This is a genomic window from Streptomyces erythrochromogenes (assembly GCF_040684695.1).
Classification (GTDB): Bacteria; Actinomycetota; Actinomycetes; order Streptomycetales; family Streptomycetaceae; genus Streptomyces; species Streptomyces erythrochromogenes_C.
Window position 1 is genome coordinate 25,784 of sequence record NZ_JBFBGM010000001.1, and the last position, 17,586, is coordinate 43,369.

At 73.5% G+C, this 17,586-nt stretch carries 16 protein-coding genes; 6 read left to right on the plus strand and 10 right to left on the minus strand.

The window, feature by feature from the left end; genetic code table 11:
- Nucleotides 1–13: 13 nt before the first annotated feature.
- Together AB0O53_RS00100 and AB0O53_RS00105 are read left to right on the plus strand one after the other, a co-directional pair.
- Entirely contained in the window at nucleotides 14–427 is a 414-nt protein-coding gene (locus AB0O53_RS00100; protein WP_350991750.1) for a PaaI family thioesterase, read from the plus strand.
- A 193-nt stretch (nucleotides 428–620) separates the two neighbouring features.
- Nucleotides 621–1,073 (plus strand): SRPBCC family protein, encoded by a 453-nt coding sequence (locus AB0O53_RS00105; protein ID WP_350991752.1) that lies wholly within the window; start codon nucleotides 621–623, stop codon nucleotides 1,071–1,073.
- A gap of 53 nt (nucleotides 1,074–1,126) precedes the next feature.
- Here AB0O53_RS00105 and AB0O53_RS00110 read toward each other — a convergent pair whose 3' ends face one another.
- The 5 genes from AB0O53_RS00110 to AB0O53_RS00130 all read right to left on the minus strand — a co-directional run bounded on the left by AB0O53_RS00110 (nucleotide 1,127) and on the right by AB0O53_RS00130 (nucleotide 7,101).
- A complete protein-coding gene (locus AB0O53_RS00110) occupies nucleotides 1,127–2,701 on the minus strand; it encodes an alpha/beta hydrolase (RefSeq protein ID WP_365192325.1) in 1,575 nt (524 codons plus the stop codon).
- A 153-nt stretch (nucleotides 2,702–2,854) separates the two neighbouring features.
- A complete protein-coding gene (locus AB0O53_RS00115; protein WP_365192327.1) occupies nucleotides 2,855–3,436 on the minus strand; it encodes a hypothetical protein in 582 nt (193 codons plus the stop codon).
- 139 nt (nucleotides 3,437–3,575) lie between these two features.
- Nucleotides 3,576–4,601 carry an SCO0930 family lipoprotein gene (locus AB0O53_RS00120; RefSeq protein ID WP_350992071.1) on the minus strand — a complete coding sequence of 342 codons (1,026 nt, stop codon included), beginning with the start codon at nucleotides 4,599–4,601 and terminating at the stop codon, nucleotides 3,576–3,578.
- Nucleotides 4,602–4,738: 137 nt separating this feature from the next.
- Nucleotides 4,739–6,157, minus strand: a complete 1,419-nt coding sequence (locus AB0O53_RS00125) for an NADH-ubiquinone oxidoreductase-F iron-sulfur binding region domain-containing protein (protein WP_365192329.1) — start codon at nucleotides 6,155–6,157, stop codon at nucleotides 4,739–4,741.
- A 29-nt stretch (nucleotides 6,158–6,186) separates the two neighbouring features.
- The gene (locus tag AB0O53_RS00130) at nucleotides 6,187–7,101 is read right to left on the minus strand and encodes a hypothetical protein (RefSeq protein WP_350991759.1); all 915 of its coding nucleotides are present in this window, start codon (nucleotides 7,099–7,101) and stop codon (nucleotides 6,187–6,189) included.
- Nucleotides 7,102–7,849: 748 nt separating this feature from the next.
- Here AB0O53_RS00130 and AB0O53_RS00135 point away from each other — a divergent pair.
- Nucleotides 7,850–8,995 (plus strand): PucR family transcriptional regulator, encoded by a 1,146-nt coding sequence (locus AB0O53_RS00135; protein WP_350991761.1) that lies wholly within the window; start codon nucleotides 7,850–7,852, stop codon nucleotides 8,993–8,995.
- A gap of 576 nt (nucleotides 8,996–9,571) precedes the next feature.
- Here the strand turns inward: AB0O53_RS00135 and AB0O53_RS00140 are convergent.
- From AB0O53_RS00140 to AB0O53_RS00150, 3 genes are all read right to left on the minus strand, one after another.
- The gene (locus tag AB0O53_RS00140) at nucleotides 9,572–10,948 is read right to left on the minus strand and encodes a DUF1996 domain-containing protein (protein ID WP_350991763.1); all 1,377 of its coding nucleotides are present in this window, start codon (nucleotides 10,946–10,948) and stop codon (nucleotides 9,572–9,574) included.
- A 9-nt stretch (nucleotides 10,949–10,957) separates the two neighbouring features.
- Nucleotides 10,958–11,632 (minus strand): DUF4142 domain-containing protein, encoded by a 675-nt coding sequence (locus tag AB0O53_RS00145; RefSeq protein WP_350991764.1) that lies wholly within the window; start codon nucleotides 11,630–11,632, stop codon nucleotides 10,958–10,960.
- A 222-nt stretch (nucleotides 11,633–11,854) separates the two neighbouring features.
- Nucleotides 11,855–12,859 (minus strand): helix-turn-helix transcriptional regulator, encoded by a 1,005-nt coding sequence (locus AB0O53_RS00150; RefSeq protein ID WP_350991765.1) that lies wholly within the window; start codon nucleotides 12,857–12,859, stop codon nucleotides 11,855–11,857.
- A gap of 93 nt (nucleotides 12,860–12,952) precedes the next feature.
- On the opposite strand from AB0O53_RS00150, the gene AB0O53_RS00155 reads away from it, so the two are divergent.
- Nucleotides 12,953–13,354, plus strand: coding sequence for a RidA family protein (locus tag AB0O53_RS00155; RefSeq protein WP_350991766.1), 402 nt, complete (start codon nucleotides 12,953–12,955; stop codon nucleotides 13,352–13,354).
- Nucleotides 13,355–13,433: 79 nt separating this feature from the next.
- Here the strand turns inward: AB0O53_RS00155 and AB0O53_RS00160 are convergent, their stop codons facing one another.
- Entirely contained in the window at nucleotides 13,434–14,135 is a 702-nt protein-coding gene (locus tag AB0O53_RS00160; protein WP_350991768.1) for a sigma-70 family RNA polymerase sigma factor, read from the minus strand.
- A 239-nt stretch (nucleotides 14,136–14,374) separates the two neighbouring features.
- Nucleotides 14,375–15,094 carry a hypothetical protein gene (locus AB0O53_RS00165; protein ID WP_365192333.1) on the minus strand — a complete coding sequence of 240 codons (720 nt, stop codon included), beginning with the start codon at nucleotides 15,092–15,094 and terminating at the stop codon, nucleotides 14,375–14,377.
- A 195-nt stretch (nucleotides 15,095–15,289) separates the two neighbouring features.
- On the opposite strand from AB0O53_RS00165, the gene AB0O53_RS00170 reads away from it, so the two are divergent.
- Both AB0O53_RS00170 and AB0O53_RS00175 read left to right on the plus strand, forming a co-directional pair.
- Complete coding sequence (locus AB0O53_RS00170) at nucleotides 15,290–16,495, plus strand: MFS transporter (RefSeq protein WP_350991772.1); 1,206 nt, start codon at nucleotides 15,290–15,292, stop codon at nucleotides 16,493–16,495.
- Nucleotides 16,492–17,586 (plus strand): sugar ABC transporter permease, encoded by a 1,095-nt coding sequence (locus AB0O53_RS00175; RefSeq protein ID WP_365192335.1) that lies wholly within the window; start codon nucleotides 16,492–16,494, stop codon nucleotides 17,584–17,586. Before AB0O53_RS00170 ends, AB0O53_RS00175 begins: the two co-directional genes overlap by 4 nt.

Below are 17,586 nucleotides of genomic sequence, written 5' to 3' on the forward strand. Positions count from 1 at the left end.
CCACAATCTCCCGGTGACGTTCTCTCCCGCAGAAGCAGACAAGATCCTCACCGACAACTTCGCCCCCTGGGTGCTCGCCCTCGGACTGACCGTCCAGGAGACCGGCGAGCGGCACGCCGTCCTGCGGCTGCCGTGGTCCGCCGACCTCGCGCGGGACGGCGGCGGCCTCTCGGGCCAGGCGATGATGGCCGCCGCCGACACCGCCACCGTCATCGCGATCTCCGCCGCGCGCGGCGGGTACGGCCCGATGACCACCGTCCAGCAGTCGACGAGCTTCCAGCGGCCGGTGATCGACGCCGACCTACTGGTCCATGTCCGGGTCACCAAGCTCGGCAAGCGCATGGCCTTCGCCGACATCACCCTGACCCCCGAGGGCGCCGACGAACCGGCCGCCACCGCCTCCACGGTCTACGCCCTCCTCGGCTGACCTCCGTCGCCGCCGGGGGTTCAGGGCTTCGGGCCGGCTTCCCCCGGTCGCGCGGGCATTCTGTTGTGGCCAGGCATGTACCTGACGAGACGCATCGCAGGGGGCGCCGCGGGCCCGGCGGGACGGATTCCCGGCGCGCGCGTCGGCCGGTGGTCTGGGATCATGGCACGGGTAGTCGCACCGAGGAGCGGACATGTCCGGACAGTTCGAGGCGAGCATCGAGATCGACCGGCCGGTCGAGCAGGTCTTCGCGTACCTCGCGGACGGACGCAACGACCCCGACTTCAGTCCGCGGGTCCAGCAGATCACCAAGACCCCCGACGGCCCCACCGCGCTCGGCACCGTCTTCCGCAGCACGGTCAAGGACGCCGGGATGAAGACGGCCCGCGAGTTCCGGATCGTCGGCTTCGACCCGCCGCACGTGATCCGCTGGAGCGAGCAGAGCCGCAACCTGGTCACCGCGGAGGGCGGCTACGACCTCACGCCCCTCCCCGGCGGGCGCACCCGGGTCCGGATCTTCAACGAGCTCCAGGGCCACGGCCTCGGCAAGCTCCTCGTCGGCATCGCCGCGAGCGCCGCACGCAAGGACGCCCCCGACTTCGGCCGCCGGATCAAGGCGGCCGCGGAGGCGTCCCTCACGAGCTGAACGTCGGAGCAGGGTCGGAACCGACCGTCAGGACCGTCCGTCCGAACCGACCGTCAGAACCGCCCGGGAGTCCCGGGGAACGGCAGCGGCTTCGCCGGCGCGGCGCTCCGCTCCCCGGCGGCCGCCGCCGGCGGGTTCTGGCAGGTCACGTCCTGGGCGGGCAGCCTGCCCGTGGCCAGGTACGTGTTGACCGGGGCGTTGGCGCAGGAGGCGGGGTCGACGAGGTACACGCCGTGGCCCTCACCGCCGGCCGCCAGCACCATCCGGGAGCCCTTGAGCGCGCGGTGCAGGCCCTGGCCGCTGGTGAGCGGGGTCTGCGAGTCCCACTCGTTCTGCACCGTCAGCACGTTCGCCTTCTTGTTCATCGGCGTCGCCGACTCCACCGGCCGGTCCCAGAAGGCGCACGGCTTGATGTTGGACGCGAAGTCCCCGTACAGCGGGTACTTCACCTTGTCCTTCGCCGCGTCCCGCTCGTACTGCTCCGTGTACTTGGGCCAGCTGCCGGTGTCCCCGCAGACCACGGCCCAGAAGGCGGCCGTGCCGTTGTCGGCGGCGGGCTCCTCGGCCGTGCGGCCGAGGAGCTGCAGCTTCAGCGCCTTCACGTCCGCACCCGACGCCTGGGGCCCGCCCTCGGCGGCGGCCTTCAGGGCCGCGATCAGCGGCGAGGCCTGCGCCGGGTAGAAGAACGTCCCGCGCGCGGACCGGATCATGTCGCCGGTGACCTTCAGGCCCTCGAAGTCGATGGGCTCGCGGTCGGCGCGCTCCACCAGTCCCCAGAACGTGGCGGAGACCGCCTTCGGGTCCTCGCCGAGCCCGAACTCCGCCGACCGCTCCGCCGCCCACTGCGTCCACCGCGCGAAGGCGGGCTCGGCCTCGGTGGCCCACACCTGGATCATCCCGCGCCAGATCCGCTGCGGGTCCACACCGCTGTCGAGCACGAAGCGGTCGGTGCGCTCGGGGTACATCTGCGAGTACACCGCGCCGAGGTAGGTCCCGTACGAGTAGCCCACGTACGAGATCTTCTTCTCGCCCAGCACCGCGCGGATGGTGTCCATGTCGCGGGCCGTGTTGCGGGTGGTGATGTACGGCAGCACCGCGCCGGCCTTCTCGCGGCACTTGTCGGCGACCGTGCGGGCCCACGCCACGTCGGAGGGGAAGGTCTCCGGACGGTAGGCGCGGTCGAAGGCCTGCTCGGTGTCGTTCAGACCGCAGGTGACGGGGCTGCTGGCGCCGACCCCGCGCGGGTCGAAGCCGATCAGGTCGTAGCCGTCCCGCACCTCCTTGGGCATCATCCCGTCCATCATCAGCGGCAGGTCGAGCCCCGGGCCGCCGGGGCCGCCGGGGTTCAGCAGCAGGACGCCGTGGCGCTTGGCGGGGTTCTCGCTCTTCATCCTGGATATCGCGATGTCGATCGTGCGTCCGTCGGGGCGCCTGTAGTCGAGCGGGACCTTCAGCGTGGCGCACTCGTACGAGGCGGGCTGCTCGGGACTGCACCGCTGCCAGGCGGGCTTCTGCCGGAGGTGGTCGGACGCGGGGGCCGCGGCGGCCTGCGTCGCGGTCAGCAGGGGCACGGTGGTCGCGATGAGGCCGGCGGTGGCGAGCAGCGGTGCGAGGTGTTTCAGGCGCACGGAGCCGTTCCTTTCGGTGAAGTCGCTTACGAGTCCACCTTGTTGCACGTGGCGCCCCGCCCGAATCATCCCGGAGGGCAGTGCCGTGTGCTCCTCACGAATGAGCCGAAATCAGGACACTGGCCGACACGCCGCCGTCGGTTCGGCCCCGGCTCAACCGCCCGTGGCGGGAGCCGAGTGGCCGGAGTGCTCGGAGGGCTCCGCGGGGGCCGAAGGCGCGCCCGCGGAGGGTGTGGCTTCTCCGGAGGGGGCGGCGTGGGCGGAGGGGTCGGTGTGCTCGGAGGGGGCGGTGTGTCCGGAGGAGGGGGCCCCGTGCGAGGTGCCGGTCTCGACGGATCCGCCGAGCCGTTCGCGGAGCGCGTTCAACGCGTCCGCCGACTGGGTGGTGACGACCCACCGGTCACCCACCAGGTAGACCCCGCCGTACGCACGGGCCTCGTCCAGCCAGGCGCGCAGCCCCTTCTGGGCGGCGAAGGTGGCCATGCGGTAGGAGCCCTGGCCGGTCTCGCAGCCGCCCTGGCGCAACTCGTCCGCCTCCACGCTCACTTCGGGGGTGCAGCCGATGGTCGTCGCGATCTGCTCGATCGAGGTGCCGGGTGGGGCCGCCGCCTCCGCGGCGACGGGTGTGGCCGCGTGCCCGGCGCACCCCGCGCTCAGCAGGACGGTGACGCACGCCGCGGCGAAGGCCGCGAGGGACGGGCGGATCCGGGGGGCGGGGCGGTCGGTGGTCGGCATGCGGACCTCACGGGCTGATCGGGAAAAGGGGTCGTGGTGCCCGGGAGGGGAGGGGCCCGGGCACCACGCGTTGAGGGGGTGTTGTGCTATTCGGTGCTGGGTGGTGCGGAAAGGCCCTGGGGGGTGGGCCTGTGCGGCCTCAGCCGGTGGCCGTCACCTTCTTGCCCTTGTCGGAGACCGCGAACCAGGTTCCCTGCTTGCCCTGTCCGTTGATGTCACCCGCTTCCTTGTCGCCGGAGAAGGTGTACATGGGCCAGCAGTCGATCGTCAGCTGCTCGGTGCCGTCGGGCCGCTTGAAGGTTCCCACCAATTCCGCGGGAATTCCCTTCACCAGTTCCTTGTCGACGGCCTTGGCGGGCTTCCACGTGTTCAGGCAGGCACCCAGGCAATTGGTCTTCATCGGCCAGGCGCTGTCCTTGTCGAACCGGTAGAGGGTGCGTCCCTCGGCGTCCGTGAGGATGGCGCCCAGCTTCGTGTTCCGGTTGACGCCGACCGGATCGGCCTGCGCCTTCTCCTGACCGCCGGCGGCCTCGCCGGAGCCGGCCGCCTCGCCCGCACCGGCTTCGCCGCCCGCGCTCGGGTCGGCGCCCGACCCGGAGCCCGCGCCGCCGCCGGCCTTGGCCGGCTTGCCGTCGGGGGCCAGCACGTGCCAGGTCCCGCCGACGCCCTCGCCGAGGGTGTCACCGGCCTTGGTGTCCTTCGCGTAGCGGTACACCGGCCAGCCCGCCAGGGTCAGTTGCTTGGTGCCGTCGGCGCGCTCGACCGATCCGAGCAGGCTCTTGTCGATGCCCTCGCCCGCCGAGGCGTCGTCCGCGGAGACCGCGGGCCAGGCCGTCGCGCAGTCTCCCTCACAGTTGGACTTCGGGGGCTTGGGGGTGTCCTTGTCGAAGCGGTAGAGCGTGAAGCCCGCGCTGTCGGTGACCGTCGCTCCCAGCTCCGTGGTGGCCTTCACCTTGAGCTCGCCGGCCGGCCCGTTCTTGATGGCGTCGGCCGCCGGGACGGCGCCCGAGCCGCCCCCGTAACCGTCGTAACCGGACCCCGCCTGTTTGCTGTCGCCCACCGGCTGGACCGAATCTCCCTTTCCCGCGGAATTATCGCCGCTGCCACAGGCGGCGGTCAGCATCAAAACCGCGACGGCCGACCCGGCGAATACTCCACGACGCATTTTCTTCACGATCTCTCCTTCAGGTCAGGATTCGCGTTCTCGTGCCCTGGGTAATTTCTACGGGGCCGCTGACGGAGAATGTCAATCTCCCTGGGAATTTGTCAGATCGCGCCAACATTGAACCCGGGGGAGTTGGTTCAGTCCTGGATGCGCAGCGCGAGCGCCGGGCAGCGCCGTACCGCGCGCTGCGCCTTCTGCCGGAACTGCGCGGGCACGGGCATGGACGCCTGGGACGGGTAGCCGTCCGCGTCGAGCCGTACGACGTCGGGGAGGATGTCCACGCAGAGCCCGTGCCCCCTGCACAGGGTCCAGTCCACCACCAGCCTCTCCTCCGGGGTCTCGTCCGCCGGCAGGGGCAGCGCCCCCACCACGCGCCGGCCGCAGCCGCTGCCCAGGGCGTGGTCGCGGAACTCGTCCGGGAACGCGGCGAGCGCCGAGTCCACGAAGGCCGCGGTGCCGTCGGGATGGCTGCACGCACCGCGGCGGCGCACCACCTTCATCCGGGCCTCGATGGTTTCCAGAGCGGTTCTGCCGCCGCCCCGGACCGCGTCCTCCACCACGTCGGCCAGTGCGGGCAGTCCCCGGAAGCAGGGGCCGCACTGGCCGGCCGTCTCGTCCGCCATCCACCGGGTCACCCGAGCCACCTCGCCGGCCGGGCAGGTGTCCTCCGGCAGGGGCAGCACCGCCCCCGCCCCCAGCACCGCGTCGAAGGCCGCGAGGGACCCGCGGGACAGGTCCGCGATGCGCGCGGACCCCGGATCCAGCCACTTGCCGTGGTAGCCGCCCACCAGTACGCCCTGACCCGGATCCAGTCCGCACAGCTCCAGTACGTAGGCCAGCGAGGTCCCCAGGGGCGCCTCGACGACCGTGGAGCCGGCGATGGTCAGCATCACGGTGCCGGGCTCCGACGGCAGGCCGACGGAGCGGTAGTCCAGTGCGCCGAGGCGTGCCGCCACGGCGAGCTGGGCGTAGGTCTCGGTGTTCGAGAACAGGGTGGGCATGCCGCCCAGCCCCCGCTCACTGGTGCGCACCTTCTGTCCCGACGGCAGGGTCGGCCCACCGTTGAGACCGTTGACCATGGAGGTGCTCTCTCCGGTCACGAAGCGTTCGGGCAGGGCCTGCACCCGTACCTGGCGGCCGGCGGGGCCGCGCTCGGCGACGGCGGCCCGCAGCGACTGCTCCACATCGGGCCGGGTGACGCCGATGACGACGTCATCGGCGCCGACCGCGGCGGCCGCCAGCAGGGCCCCGTCGAGCACCAGGTGCGGGACGTGCAGCAGCAGGGCCTTGTCCTTGAGGCAACTGGGTTCGCCCTCACTGGCGTTGACGACGACCGCGGTCCCGGTGTCGCGACCCTCGGCCGCCCGCATCACGGCGCGCAGCTTGCGGGCGAAGGGGAAGCCGGCCCCGCCCCGCCCCCGCAGGTCGATGTTCTCGGCGAGGTCGACGAGCTCGTCCGGGCGGTAGCGCGGCAGTTGGCCGTGCGTCGTCAGATGCGCGACGCGGTCGAGCCGGGGGGCCTGGTCGAGCCCGGCCAGCAGTCTGGGAGCGCCCACGCAGCCGAGGCTGGGGCGCGGGTAGCCGCTCACAGCCGCCACTCACGGGTGGCGAACTGGTCCCCGTCCACGGCGGTGGCGCCGCCCATGCCGAGGCCGGCGTCCAGGTAGGCGCCGGTCGGGTCGGTCGCGTACACGGCCGTGAGTGCGGGTTGGTCGTCCGTGGGTGGAGCGGCGGGTCCGGTGAACTTCTCCCGTGAGCCCGCTGCCCGCGAGCCGGCCGCCCGCGAGCCCGAGGCCCGTGATCCGGCCGCCCGCGCGCGGGGTTCCCGCCGCTGGCGGGGGACGGCGGCCACGACGGGCAGCTGCTGCGTGCTCGCCGTGCCGGGGGGCCTCGTCGGCGACTCGCTCATCCTGGCCCTGAGCCGGAAGGCGAGCATGCCGGCGACGCCGAGCAGGCACAGCGCGTACGCCACCGTGACGTAGAGGTCGGCGGCCCGGCCCGCCTTCAGCCCGTGCACCAGGGAGGCGCCCCAGGCCGGATAGGCGGCGAAGTGCAAGGCCCGCCACCACAGGGAGCGGCCCTTGGCGGCGAACACGCTGCGCACCGCGCCGGAGACGGCGACCGCGACAAAGAGGTACCCGGCGAGGCTGCCGAGCCCGATCAGCACGGGCTGGGAGACGTCCGTGAACGGCACCAGCGCCGCGGACGCGCTCGTCCGCTGCTTCGCGATCTTGACCCATATGTGCAGGGCCAGGAAACCGAGCCCGGACACGGCCAGGCCGCGGTGCACGCCCTGGGCGAGCAGCCGGTGACCCGATTTCAGCACCAGCCGGTCGGTGGAGATCAGCCCCCACAGGACGGTGGAGGTGAGCGAGACGAGCGAGAGCACGCCCGCCCCGAAGTCGAGGAAGTCCCAGAGCTGGGAGAAGGCGCCCGCGCGGGCGGCCACGGTGACGGAGACGATGGCCGCGCCGACGGCGCTGATGGCGCCCGGACTCATCCGTCCGGGCGTCGGCAGGAGGGAGGGCCGCCGGACGGCCCTCCGTCCTGCTGCCGGAGCCGATGCCGCGTGTCGGCTTTTACGGCGGGCCCTGTGCGGGCGAGGCATGTGCGGCTGGGGCAAGGGCATCCAGGTCTCCTGTGCGCCTGGGCTCCGAGCACTCCACCTGGCGCTCGGAACCCGGGGTTCGTTGTCGTCTCTGCCCGGCCGCGCTGTAAAACTCCGCGCCGGCCGAGGGAACTTGGGGCCGGAGTGCAGCAGCATCGTGGAGCGTCACATCAGCTCCACAGGATTTATCGAAACGTGATAATTTCTCGCAGCGCGTCTCCGGCGCATCGAACAACACCGGAAGATTCCCCTCCAGCGGAGGTTGCGACAGGCCACCGCGCCGCCCGCCGCCTACGCGTCCCGGACAGTAAAAAGAACGCAAAGTCCCGGGACTGTAGGTGGTCGGACCTCTCCAGGAGGGAGTACGAGGGCCGCAACTCCCGCGTCGAGCAACGATGTTGACGCGGGGGGCAACCTCGGCCGGCTTGCCGCTCTTCCCCGGGCAAGCCTCACCCCGGCACGAACGAGGAAAACGATGTGCGAACTTCTGAACCGCATCTGGTCCCGCCCCCGAGGCGAGTGGACGCGCGTCCTGCGCAGGGAACTTCCCGCACTGGCCGCCGAGATAGTGGAGGAGCTTCTGCATGGAATTCCGGAATTTTCCGCACTTATCGATGACAACGATGCCATTGATGCAGAGTTGCTCCGGCAGAAGGTGGAAGAGGCACTCCTCACCACACTCGGCTACCAGGAGCGAACCCGGGAACAAGCACCGGACGAGTACCAGGACCAGGCGGAGAACCAGGTCGAAACCGAGGCCGGAACAGGCGCCGCGCCCGAGCTCGCGGCCGTGGGCCGCGGCAAGACCCGCAGCAAGGAGGCGACATACACGAACGAGTGCGAGATCACGCACGAGGGCCTGCGCGAGGACGTCCGCGAGGAGGTCCGCCCCGGGTCCCGCGACGGGATCCGCGAACCGGCCCTCAAACGTGTCAGGGTGGCCACCCGGGAGGAGACCGAGGAGGAGACGGGTGAAGGCGTCCGCCCGGGCGAACGCGCCCGCCAGGAGCTGTTCAGGACCCTCACCGACGACCGCGTCGCGTCGGACAGCTCCCTCACCGAGCTCGCCGAGGCGGCCGGATGGCCCCTCCCGCTGGCCGTACGGGCCATTGTGCCGGCCACGCCCGGCGAGGCGCAGCAGCTGGCGGGCGCCCTGGAGGACGCCCTCGTCGGGAAGTTCGCGGGCCGGCCGTGCCTGCTGGTCCCGAGCCCTGACCCGGAGGTCCGCGGACCACTGGAGCACCTGCTGCGCGGCCGCTTCGCGGCCGTGGGACACGCCGTCCCGATCCGGGACACGGCGTCCTCCCTGCGCTGGGCACTGCGCCTGGCCGGTCTGACCCCCAGCCGGCCGGGCATCGAACCCAGGCCCGTCTTCGTCGACGACCACCTCTCGACCCTGCTCCTGCTCCAGGACGAACCCCTGGCCCACGCCCTGGCCGCCCGATGGCTGCGCCCCCTGGCGGACCTGACCCCGCGCCAGAGCGAGCGGCTGGAAGTGACCCTGCTCGCCTGGCTCGAGGGAGGCGGCGCCCCCGAGGCCGCCAAGGCCCTCAGCGTGCACCCGCAGACCGTGCGGTACCGCATGCGCCAGCTGGAGAAGCTCTTCGGAACCGGCCTGCGTGACCCGCGGACCCGGTTCGAGCTGGAGATGGCCCTGCGCAGCCGCCGTCTGATGGCCCAGGTGCGGCGCCAGCACTCGCGCGTGACCCGCAGGACGGCCCGCGTGATCCAGGCGGACTTCACCCCCGTCGTCGTCGGCCGCATGGCCCGCGTCAACGGACTCTGACCCCCCTCGAAGCCCCTGAACGACCCCTGACCCCCGACCCCCTCAGAGCCTCTGAACCCCCGTGACCCACTGACCCCCTTCTGAACACACCCCCGAACGACACCCCGAACCACACCGGCCCGGCCCGGCCCCGTCCCCACGGGGCCGGGCCGGGCCTTCGTGTGCCGTGCCCGCGCACACCGCCCGGGGGACCGCCGCCGGCCCGACCACCGGGTGCCGCCCGCCCCGGGCCCGGTGGTCGGGCCGGACGTACCGGCGCCGCGGCCCCGAGGGACCGCGGCGCGCCGGGTACGTCCGGCCGACGGGGCCCAGGTGGCCGGACGGGCGACGGGACGGGCCCCGGTGGCGGCGGGGAGGGCCGCGCCCGGGGCCGGACGCACGACGACGCCCGAAGGCGGACGCACGGGCCGGCCCCGGGAGCAGGCGGACCGGTGTGCGCCGCCCGCGGGCGGAAACACGAAAGCGGTGTTGGTCCGAAGGGGCTTCGGACCAACACCTTTCCCGGGGCGGGCGCAGGGTGAGGAAGGGGGAGCGCCCGCCCCGGGGGCGGAAGGGGGGAGAGAACCGCCGCGCGCGTCAGCGGCAGTTGCGCCCCTCGTTGATGCAGCTCACGGCCTTGTTCATCAGGCCGTTCGACATCACGTTGATGAAGTCTCCGTGGTCGGTCACCGGCTTGTGCAGCTGCTCGGGGAAGCTGTCCACCGCGATGCGGGAACCCGGCTGCACCCCGTACACGATGCGCTGCACCAGCTGCGGGATGGCGGTGAAGCCCTTCTGGCAGCGCCCGTTGCGGTCCGCGAACGCCACGTGCGTGCGGTGGTTGGCGCTGTCGGTGTTGCGGCCGTCCCAGCAGCTCTGGAACGAGAAGGTGCGCACCACGTCACTGCCCTTGGGGCAGATCGGGTACTTGTCCTTCAGCTGGCGGTCCTCGAACCCGGTGCAGCTCCAGGAGGCGTTGGCGTTGGCCGTGCCGTTGGTGAGCGCCTTGGCGTCACCCGTGATGATCCGCAGGAAGCGGGGCATGGCCTTGACCTTGCCCTCGGGGCTGCCCTTGAAGGTGATCGTGACCTGCTTGGGCTTCAGGATCGTGCCGACGTTGCCGTCCTGACCGCCGCCGGGGGCCTGCGCGTCCCGCTCCGCCTTGCCGTCCCGCAGGCGCAGCACGGGCCAGTAGTACGTGGACTGGTCCCCGTTGCCGCAGGTGGTGCCGGCCCTGGCAAGGCTGTCGTTGGTGGAGAAGGCGTCCGTGGACACGTTGCCCACGTAGTCGTGCATGTGGTGCGCGCCGTTGGACACGCCGGGCGCGACGATGACGTTGTCGGGGTTGAAGTGGCCGTTCTCGTTGCGGCCGCAGTTCACGCTGAAGGAGCCCTTGGAGGCGTTGTTCTGCGCCCTGGGCGCGCGGACGTTCGGGCGGACCTTGGTGATGTTCACGAAGTCGTTCTTCGCCGGAGCACCCTTCTTGCCGGCCGCGGAGGACTTGGCGTCGGAGGCCAGCGCCGCCGCTCCGCCGCCGCCGTCCTCCTCGGCGGAGGCCTTCTTCATCTGGCAGGAGCTCAGCGCGGCGATCTCCTTCGGGGGGTCGCCCGCCCGGTCGATCGCGTCGGACACGCCCTTGATGGTCTGTTCGCGCTTCTGCTTGAGCTCACCGAGGAGTGCGTCGCCCTGCGCCTGGCCGGAGGCGAGCCGCCGGTAGGCGTCGGCCACCTGGTCGTCCAGCTTGGCCAGGTTCTCGTCGACCTCGGCCTTGGCCTGCTCGGGCACGGCCGTGAGCTTCTCGCCCACGTCGGGGCAGTCGATGGTGGTCGTCAACTGCGACTTGCGATTGTCGTCCTGACCCGCGGAAGCGTTGCCGGCGATGACGGCGACGCCGCCGCCGCCCAGCACGAGCGCGGAGACCGCCCCTATGAGCTTGGTCGACAATCGGGCGCGCTTGTGGCCCTTTGGACTCATGCGATCACTTCACTTCGTCGGTGGGACATTGTCGGAGAGCCCGTCGAAGTCGACCAGCCCGGTGTCCTCCAGGACCGTGATGTGGTCCAGGACCGTGGCGTTGGCGGACGTGGCGAGGGCTCGCACCATGGAATTGCGGGTCTGGTTCCGGATGGCGGCCACCAGGGAGAAGACCTTTCCGTGCGCTCGGCGCAACAGCTGGGCGAACAGCCGTTCGTACTCTTCTCCCTTGGCGCGGCTCATCTGGCCCAGCCAGTCCTGCTGCTGCGCTGACGGCTGGTTGGGCAGGTCGATGCCGAGGGCCTGGCCGACCTGGATGACCTGTCGGTCCAGCTCGGTGTGGCCGTCGACGAGGTGGTCCCCGGCCGTACGGATGGCAGGCCGCGAACCGCGCTGCTGGGCCTGCCGCCCGGCGGGCAGCTCCCACAGCCCGGCGAGTCGGACCTTGCGGACGAAGTCGCGGTCCGCGGCGGTCAGCGGCCCGAACGCCGTACTCACCGTTCCCAGACCGTCGTCGTCGGCCGGCGCCGGGGCCGCCGCAGTGGCGGCATTGGCCCGGCTGCCGAACTTGTCCACGGGGACCAGCAGGGCGATCAGGGTCAGCGCGAGCGCGGTGATGACGACGGCGCTCGCGATCGAGTACCGGGTCGCCGTCGACCAGCCTCGCGTGTTTCTCCGCCGCAATGACAGCAATGTGCCTCCTTGCTCCGTGGGGCCGGGAGGTGGCGGGGCAGGGAGGTCCCGCAAGCGTCGTGCGGTGCAACACCCGCATTCCCGGGGGTGTCACGGGACGGTAGTGCCAGGCGTGACGCCCCCGCCGGAGGACATCACCATCGGATAAACACTCCGGCGATTCCTGGAAAGGCTGATATCTTGCCGCGTTCCGCCCCCCTCCCCAGGGGTGTTCTACGCGGACGGCCTCTGCTGCGCGGGCCGTACGGCGTAGCGGGCGGCGACGGCCGCCGCGCGGTCGTGCAGGGAGTCGCGCAGCCACTGCGGGGCCAGCACCTCCGCGCTCGCGGCGAGCTGCCACAGCGCCCACTCGGCGTGCCGGGGATCCTGGAAGGTGACCTCCAGCAGCAGCCGGCCCTCCGCGTCGGGCTCCTCGGCCTCCTCGGCCAGGACGGCCACCGCACTGCCCAGCAGGTCCGCCCGCCGCGCCGGGTCCACCCGCACCGCCACGGCCACCTGGTCGCCGCCGGCCCGGAACCGCCTGCTGCGCTCCTGCCACGCCACGTCCAGATCGACGCCCTCCGGCCGCCGCGCCGGCTCGGCGAGCTCCTCGGCGGCCACGACCCGGGACAGCCGGTAGGTGCGGTCGGCGCCGTCGCGCACGGCCAGCAAGTAGCCCTGCCCGCCCACGGTGACCAGGCCGATCGGGTCCACCGTGCGCCACTCGGGGTCCCGGCCGGCGGCCGCGTAGCGGATGCGCAGCCGGTGTCCGGCGAACACCGCCCGCCGGACCTCGGCCACCACGGCGTCCGGCAGTTCCTCGGTGACCCGCCGGCGCGCGAGCAGGTCGGTCTCCGGGTCGATCAGCAGGCGCCGCGCCGCGCCGGCCGCGGTGGCCCGCTGGCCCTCGGGCAGTGCGTCGACCACCTTGCGCATGGCCGAAGCGAGCGCCGAACCGAGGCCGAACGCCTGCGCGCCGCGCCGCGATCCGGCGACGAGCAGGGCGAGCGCCTCGTCGTGGTTCAGCCCCGTGAGCTCCGTGCGAAAGCCCGGCAGCAGGGTGAAACCGCCGTGCCGGCCGCGCTCGGCGTAGACCGGGACACCGGCCGCGGACAGGGCGTCGATGTCGCGCAGCACGGTCCGGGTGGACACCTCCAGCTCGCGCGCCAGCGTGGGCGCGGACAGCCGGCCGTGCTGCCGCAGCAGCAGGACCAGGGAGACCAGACGATCGGCGCGCACCGCACAACGCTACCGAATACACGACACACGGTGTCGTGATGGGTTGCGAGGCTTCGACGCGACACAGTCCCCGGCACAGGAGAGGTGGCCGCCATGGCCCGCACCATCGTCAACCCCGACGGTCTGCACGATCCGACCCCGTTCGGTTACAGCCACACCGTCACCGTCCCCGCGGGGTCGGAACTCGTCCTCGTCTCCGGCCAGTACGGATCCGGTCCGGACGGCGCGGTCGTCTCGGCCGGCTTCTCCGAGCAGGTGGAGCAGGCGTTCCGCAACGTCGGCGTCGCCCTCGCCGCGCACGGGCTCGACCTCGGCCACGTCGTCGGGCTCAGGACGTACGTGGTCGGGCACGACGTCTCCAAGCTCGGGCCGATCGCCGCCGCCGTGCGGGAACGGTGGGGCGCGAAGCCGCCCACGCAGACGCTCATCGGCGTCGCGTGCCTGGCCACGCCGGACGTGCTGTTCGAGGTCGAGGCCCTCGCGGCCCGCCCCTGACGCCGTGGCCCGCCGCTCCACGGGGCGGCGGGCCACGGGCCGGGCGCGCCGCCGCCCCTGGGCGGGGCGTTGCCCCGGATCAGGCGGGCGACGCCGCGAGCACCTCCTCGCGCGTCCCCCGCTGGGCCCGCTCGGCCGGCGCGGCGGCCGGGGCCTGCGGCTCCGGCGCGGGCGCGTGGGTGTCCGTCAGGAGCGCGATCAGGGAGGTGCGCGCCCGGGCCACGCGGGAGCGGACCGTGCCGATCGGGCAGCCGACTGCCTCGGCCGCCTCCGCGTAGGGCAGTCCCAGCAACTGCGTGAGGACGAAGGCCTCCCGGCGTTCGGACGGGATCGCGGCCAGCAGTTCCGCCAGGGCGATGCCGTCCTCGAAGCCCGGTACGCCGTACGGCTGGGCCTGCTCGGCGGCCGTCTGCCAGTCGCAGCGGTCGGACAGTCTCGGCCGGGCGGCGGCGTGGCGCAGGCTGTCCACGACCGTGCGCCGGGCTATGGACAGCAGCCAGGTACGCGCGGAGGAGCGGCCCTCGAACCGGGGGAGGCTCGCGAGCGCCCGCAGGAACACGTCCTGGGTGAGGTCGTCGGCCGCCTGCGGGTCGGCGCTCAGGTAGGCCACGTAGCGCCACACGTCGCGGTGGAGGGCCCGCACGAAGCGGTCCGTCTTCGCCCGGTCGCCGTCACGGGCGTCGAGCGCCAGCCGGGTCACCGCCGCGTCGGAGGCCTCGGTGTGCCGGCCGGAGCGCTCGCCGGCGGTACAGGACTGGGGGGTCGTCAGGGCAGGAGTCATCGCCAAAGGTCCTTATGTACAAGGGGAGTCCGGCACCGCGCGAGGGCGGGACCGGTGAGGGCACGGCCTGCCGGAGGGCAGCGCCGAGGGCCCGAGGCGCGGCACCCACGAGACACCCGCGGTGCACGAGGTGCGTCGGGTGCGTCGGGTGCGTCAGGTCCGTGCGAGGCGTGCGCGAGAGCGGACGCGGGCGCGGACACGGACGCGGATGCCGATGCGGCTCGGTCGACCGGCTGTCGTCACAGGACAGCGGCCGCCGTCGGCGGACCCCGCGAGGTGATGGCGTGGACGAGGAACAGCTGCCGCGGCGCGCGCGTCCGGCGCGGCCGGCGCACCCTCGGGCGCGGCCGGTGCGCGACCGGGACCGGGCGCAGCAGCAGGCGCAGCGGGGCCCGCAGCCGGGCGGCCACGGCGCGCAGCACACGGAAGAGGGCACGCTCGCCGTGCGCGAGCCACAGACCGCACAGTACGGCGGCCAGCAGGTGGGCGATCAGCATCCCGGCCGGTGACATGAACGCCATGGGCACGGCCGAGGCCCCGTGTCCGCCACCCGCCATGTGCGCGGCGGCCGGCACGGACGCGGCGTCCGCCATCGCGTGCGTGGCGGCGTGATGGGCGTGAACAGCCGCCCCGGGTGCGCCCCCACCCGTACCCGCGGTCGCGGCGGACAGGGCCGGCAGGGCCGGTTCGGCCAGGGACTGGGCCAGGGAGAAGGCCGAGTGGAGCACCGCCTGCACGCAGACGGCGGCCCCCGTGACGCCGAGGATCCCGCGTTCCCGCCCCGCGAGGGACCAGGCCGCCCCCGCGGCCGCCGCGAACCCGGCGGACAACGCCCACCAGGGCACCGAGGCACCCGACATGAGCACGTGTCCGATCGCCGCGAGCAGCACGCAGAGGGCTGCGAACACCGCAGCCCGAAGGGCGCGTAAACAGCGGACCGGCTCCATGGCGGGGCTCATCCTCGCACCGGCCTCCCGAGCCGCACATCAGGGTGCGCACTTCCGGACAAGATTCCGCAGCCCCACCATGTCACAGCCGGGCCGCCTGCCTCGTGTGGTGCAGGGCACAGCGCAACGGCGGGAACCGACCCGCCGTTCCATCCGACTGACTACCCGGTCGATCGAGCGGTTCAACGTCCCGGGAAGGGAGACTTTGTGGCGTCGGAGGGAACGGCGACGGCATCGCCGGCGGAGAAGGACGGCGGTGCGGGGCGTCGGCTGACGGCGCTCCTCACCTGTGCCATGGCGTTCTCGATGCTGCAACTGTTCCTGCTCGGCGCGCTCGGTCCGCGGCTCGTGACGGAACTGGGCGTCTCACCGGCCCTGTTGGGACTGACCACCACGATCGGCTTCGGAACCGCCGCCGCCCTGTCCCCGGCGGGCGGGCGGATCGTGGACCGGATCGGCCCCCGTCGCTCGCTCGTCCTCCTGCTCCTCCTCTCCGCGGCGGCGCTCGCCCTGATCGGCTCCGCCCCCGGTGCCGGACTGCTGCTGGGCGCCGTCGCGCTGGGCGGCGTACCCCAGGCGCTCGCCAACCCGGCCACCAACAAGGCCGTGCTGCGCGCCGTGCCGCCCGCCCGGCGGGGCGCCGTCACCGGACTCAAGCAGTCCGGCGTGCAGCTGGGCGCCTTCGCGGCCGGAGCGCCGCTCGCCGCCCTCGCGGGCGGGATCGGCTGGCGGGGCGCGGTCTGGACGGGCGCCGCGGCCGCCCTGCTCACCGGTCTGTGGGCCCTGCGGGTCCTGCCCGCGGACCCGCCGCCGCCGGCGGGCGGCGCCCGTACGGAACTCGTCCCGCGCGGGATGGTGGCCTGGCTCGCCGCGTTCTCGCTGTTCCTCGGTGCCGGCATCGCCTCCGTGAACACCTATCTCGCCCTCTTCGGGGCGCAGCGCCTGGGCATGGGACCCACGGCGGCGGCCGCCCTGGTCGCCGTCCTGGGAGTGGCCGGGATCGCCGGCCGGGTGGGCTGGGCCAAGGCGGCCCGCCCCGGGCGCGCCGAATGGCTTCCGGGCCGGCTCGCCTGCGGGGCGCTGGGCGCGGCGGGCCTGCTGGCGGCCGCCCTCGTGGCGGGCCCGCTGGTGTGGGTCGGCGCCGTCGCCGTCGGGGTGTTCGCCGTCTCCGGCAACGCCGTCTCGATGGTGCTGGTCCTCCAGCGGGCCGCCCCCGGCCGGGCCGGCCAGGACTCCGCGCTGGTCGCGGCCGGGTTCTTCGCCGGATTCGCGCTGGGCCCGCCACTGTTCGGACTGCTCGCGCAGAGCGGGCGGTACGGACCGGGCTGGCTCCTGGTGGCGGCCGAGTTCGCGGCGGCGGCCGTCGTCGCCTTCCTCTGGGCGGTACGGGACCGGCGCGAAGGCGCGGCATGAGCGCCGACACCGGCCGGGCGCTGGCGGCGGTCATGGAGCGGGTGGCGGTGACCGCGGCCGAGGTGGGCGCGCGCTTCCCGCTGTACGCCGACCCTGCCGACGGACGGTGGACCACGACCGGCCGCGGTTCGTGGACCGGGGGCTTCTGGGCCGGGCTGCTGTGGCTGCGGGCGCGGTACACCGGAGCCGGGCCCGACCGGCGGGCCGCCGCCGCGTGCACGGCCCGTCTCGAGCCCTGGGCCGCGGCCGACACCGCCACCCGCGGCCTCATCTTCTGGTACGGGACCGCCGCGGCCGGAGACGACGCCGAAGCCGCCGCGCTCCGCGCCCGGGCGGCGGGGGCCTGCCTGTCGGCCTGCGACCCGGTACTCGGGATCCTGCCCTGGGGCGACGCCCTGGGCGGGCCCCGGCTGCTCGCCCGCGTGGACGCCGTACCCGGCACCGTGCCGCTCCTCGCGGGCGCCGGACCGGAGGGGGCGGCCGCGGCGGCCGCCCACCTCCACCGGCACCTGGACCTCTGCCTCGGCCGGCCCGGTGACGGGGCGGACGGCCCCTGGTTCCGGCCGGCGCTGGACTTCGAGACGGCCACCGGGCGATGGCGGCCCCGCGAGGACCCGCCGCCCGGCTGGAGCCGGGGACAGGCATGGCTGCTCCTCGCGGTCGCCGACGCCCTGCTCCGGCCGGCGATCCCCACAGGTGACCCCACCCGCCTCACCGAGGCGGCCGCCCTGCTGGTCACGCGCGGCGGGGTACTGACCGGCCCGCCGGTCCCGCCGGCCGACACCGCCCACCCGGACGGTCCCGCCGACACCTCGGCCGCGGCGATCACGGCGGTGGCCCTGCTGAAACTGGCCCGGACACCCGGCCCCCGCGCGGAGCAGTACGCGCTCCGGGCCGAGGAGATCCTCGGCCACCTGATCCGGTCGTACCTGACCGGCGGCGACGGAGCCCGCCCGCCCGGAATGCTGCTGGACGGCTGCTACGACGCGGGGAAGGGACTGGCGGTCCGCCACGAGCTCGTCTGGGGCGACTTCTTCCTGGCCCTGGCCCTGTCCGCCCTCCACGGCCTCGTCGACATCACCCGCGTGTAG

Bases quoted from the DNA above. Each gene is read 5' to 3' on its own strand.
- AB0O53_RS00105 (WP_350991752.1), top strand. From the start codon at position 621: ATGTCCGGACAGTTCGAGGCGAGCATCGAGATCGACCGGCCGGTCGAG.
- AB0O53_RS00115 (WP_365192327.1), bottom strand. From the start codon at position 3,436: ATGCCGACCACCGACCGCCCCGCCCCCCGGATCCGCCCGTCCCTCGCG.
- AB0O53_RS00120 (WP_350992071.1), bottom strand. From the start codon at position 4,601: ATGCGTCGTGGAGTATTCGCCGGGTCGGCCGTCGCGGTTTTGATGCTG.
- AB0O53_RS00130 (WP_350991759.1), bottom strand. From the start codon at position 7,101: ATGAGTCCGGGCGCCATCAGCGCCGTCGGCGCGGCCATCGTCTCCGTC.
- AB0O53_RS00140 (WP_350991763.1), bottom strand. From the start codon at position 10,948: ATGAGTCCAAAGGGCCACAAGCGCGCCCGATTGTCGACCAAGCTCATA.
- AB0O53_RS00155 (WP_350991766.1), top strand. From the start codon at position 12,953: ATGGCCCGCACCATCGTCAACCCCGACGGTCTGCACGATCCGACCCCG.
- AB0O53_RS00160 (WP_350991768.1), bottom strand. From the start codon at position 14,135: ATGACTCCTGCCCTGACGACCCCCCAGTCCTGTACCGCCGGCGAGCGC.
- AB0O53_RS00165 (WP_365192333.1), bottom strand. From the start codon at position 15,094: ATGAGCCCCGCCATGGAGCCGGTCCGCTGTTTACGCGCCCTTCGGGCT.
- AB0O53_RS00175 (WP_365192335.1), top strand. From the start codon at position 16,492: ATGAGCGCCGACACCGGCCGGGCGCTGGCGGCGGTCATGGAGCGGGTG.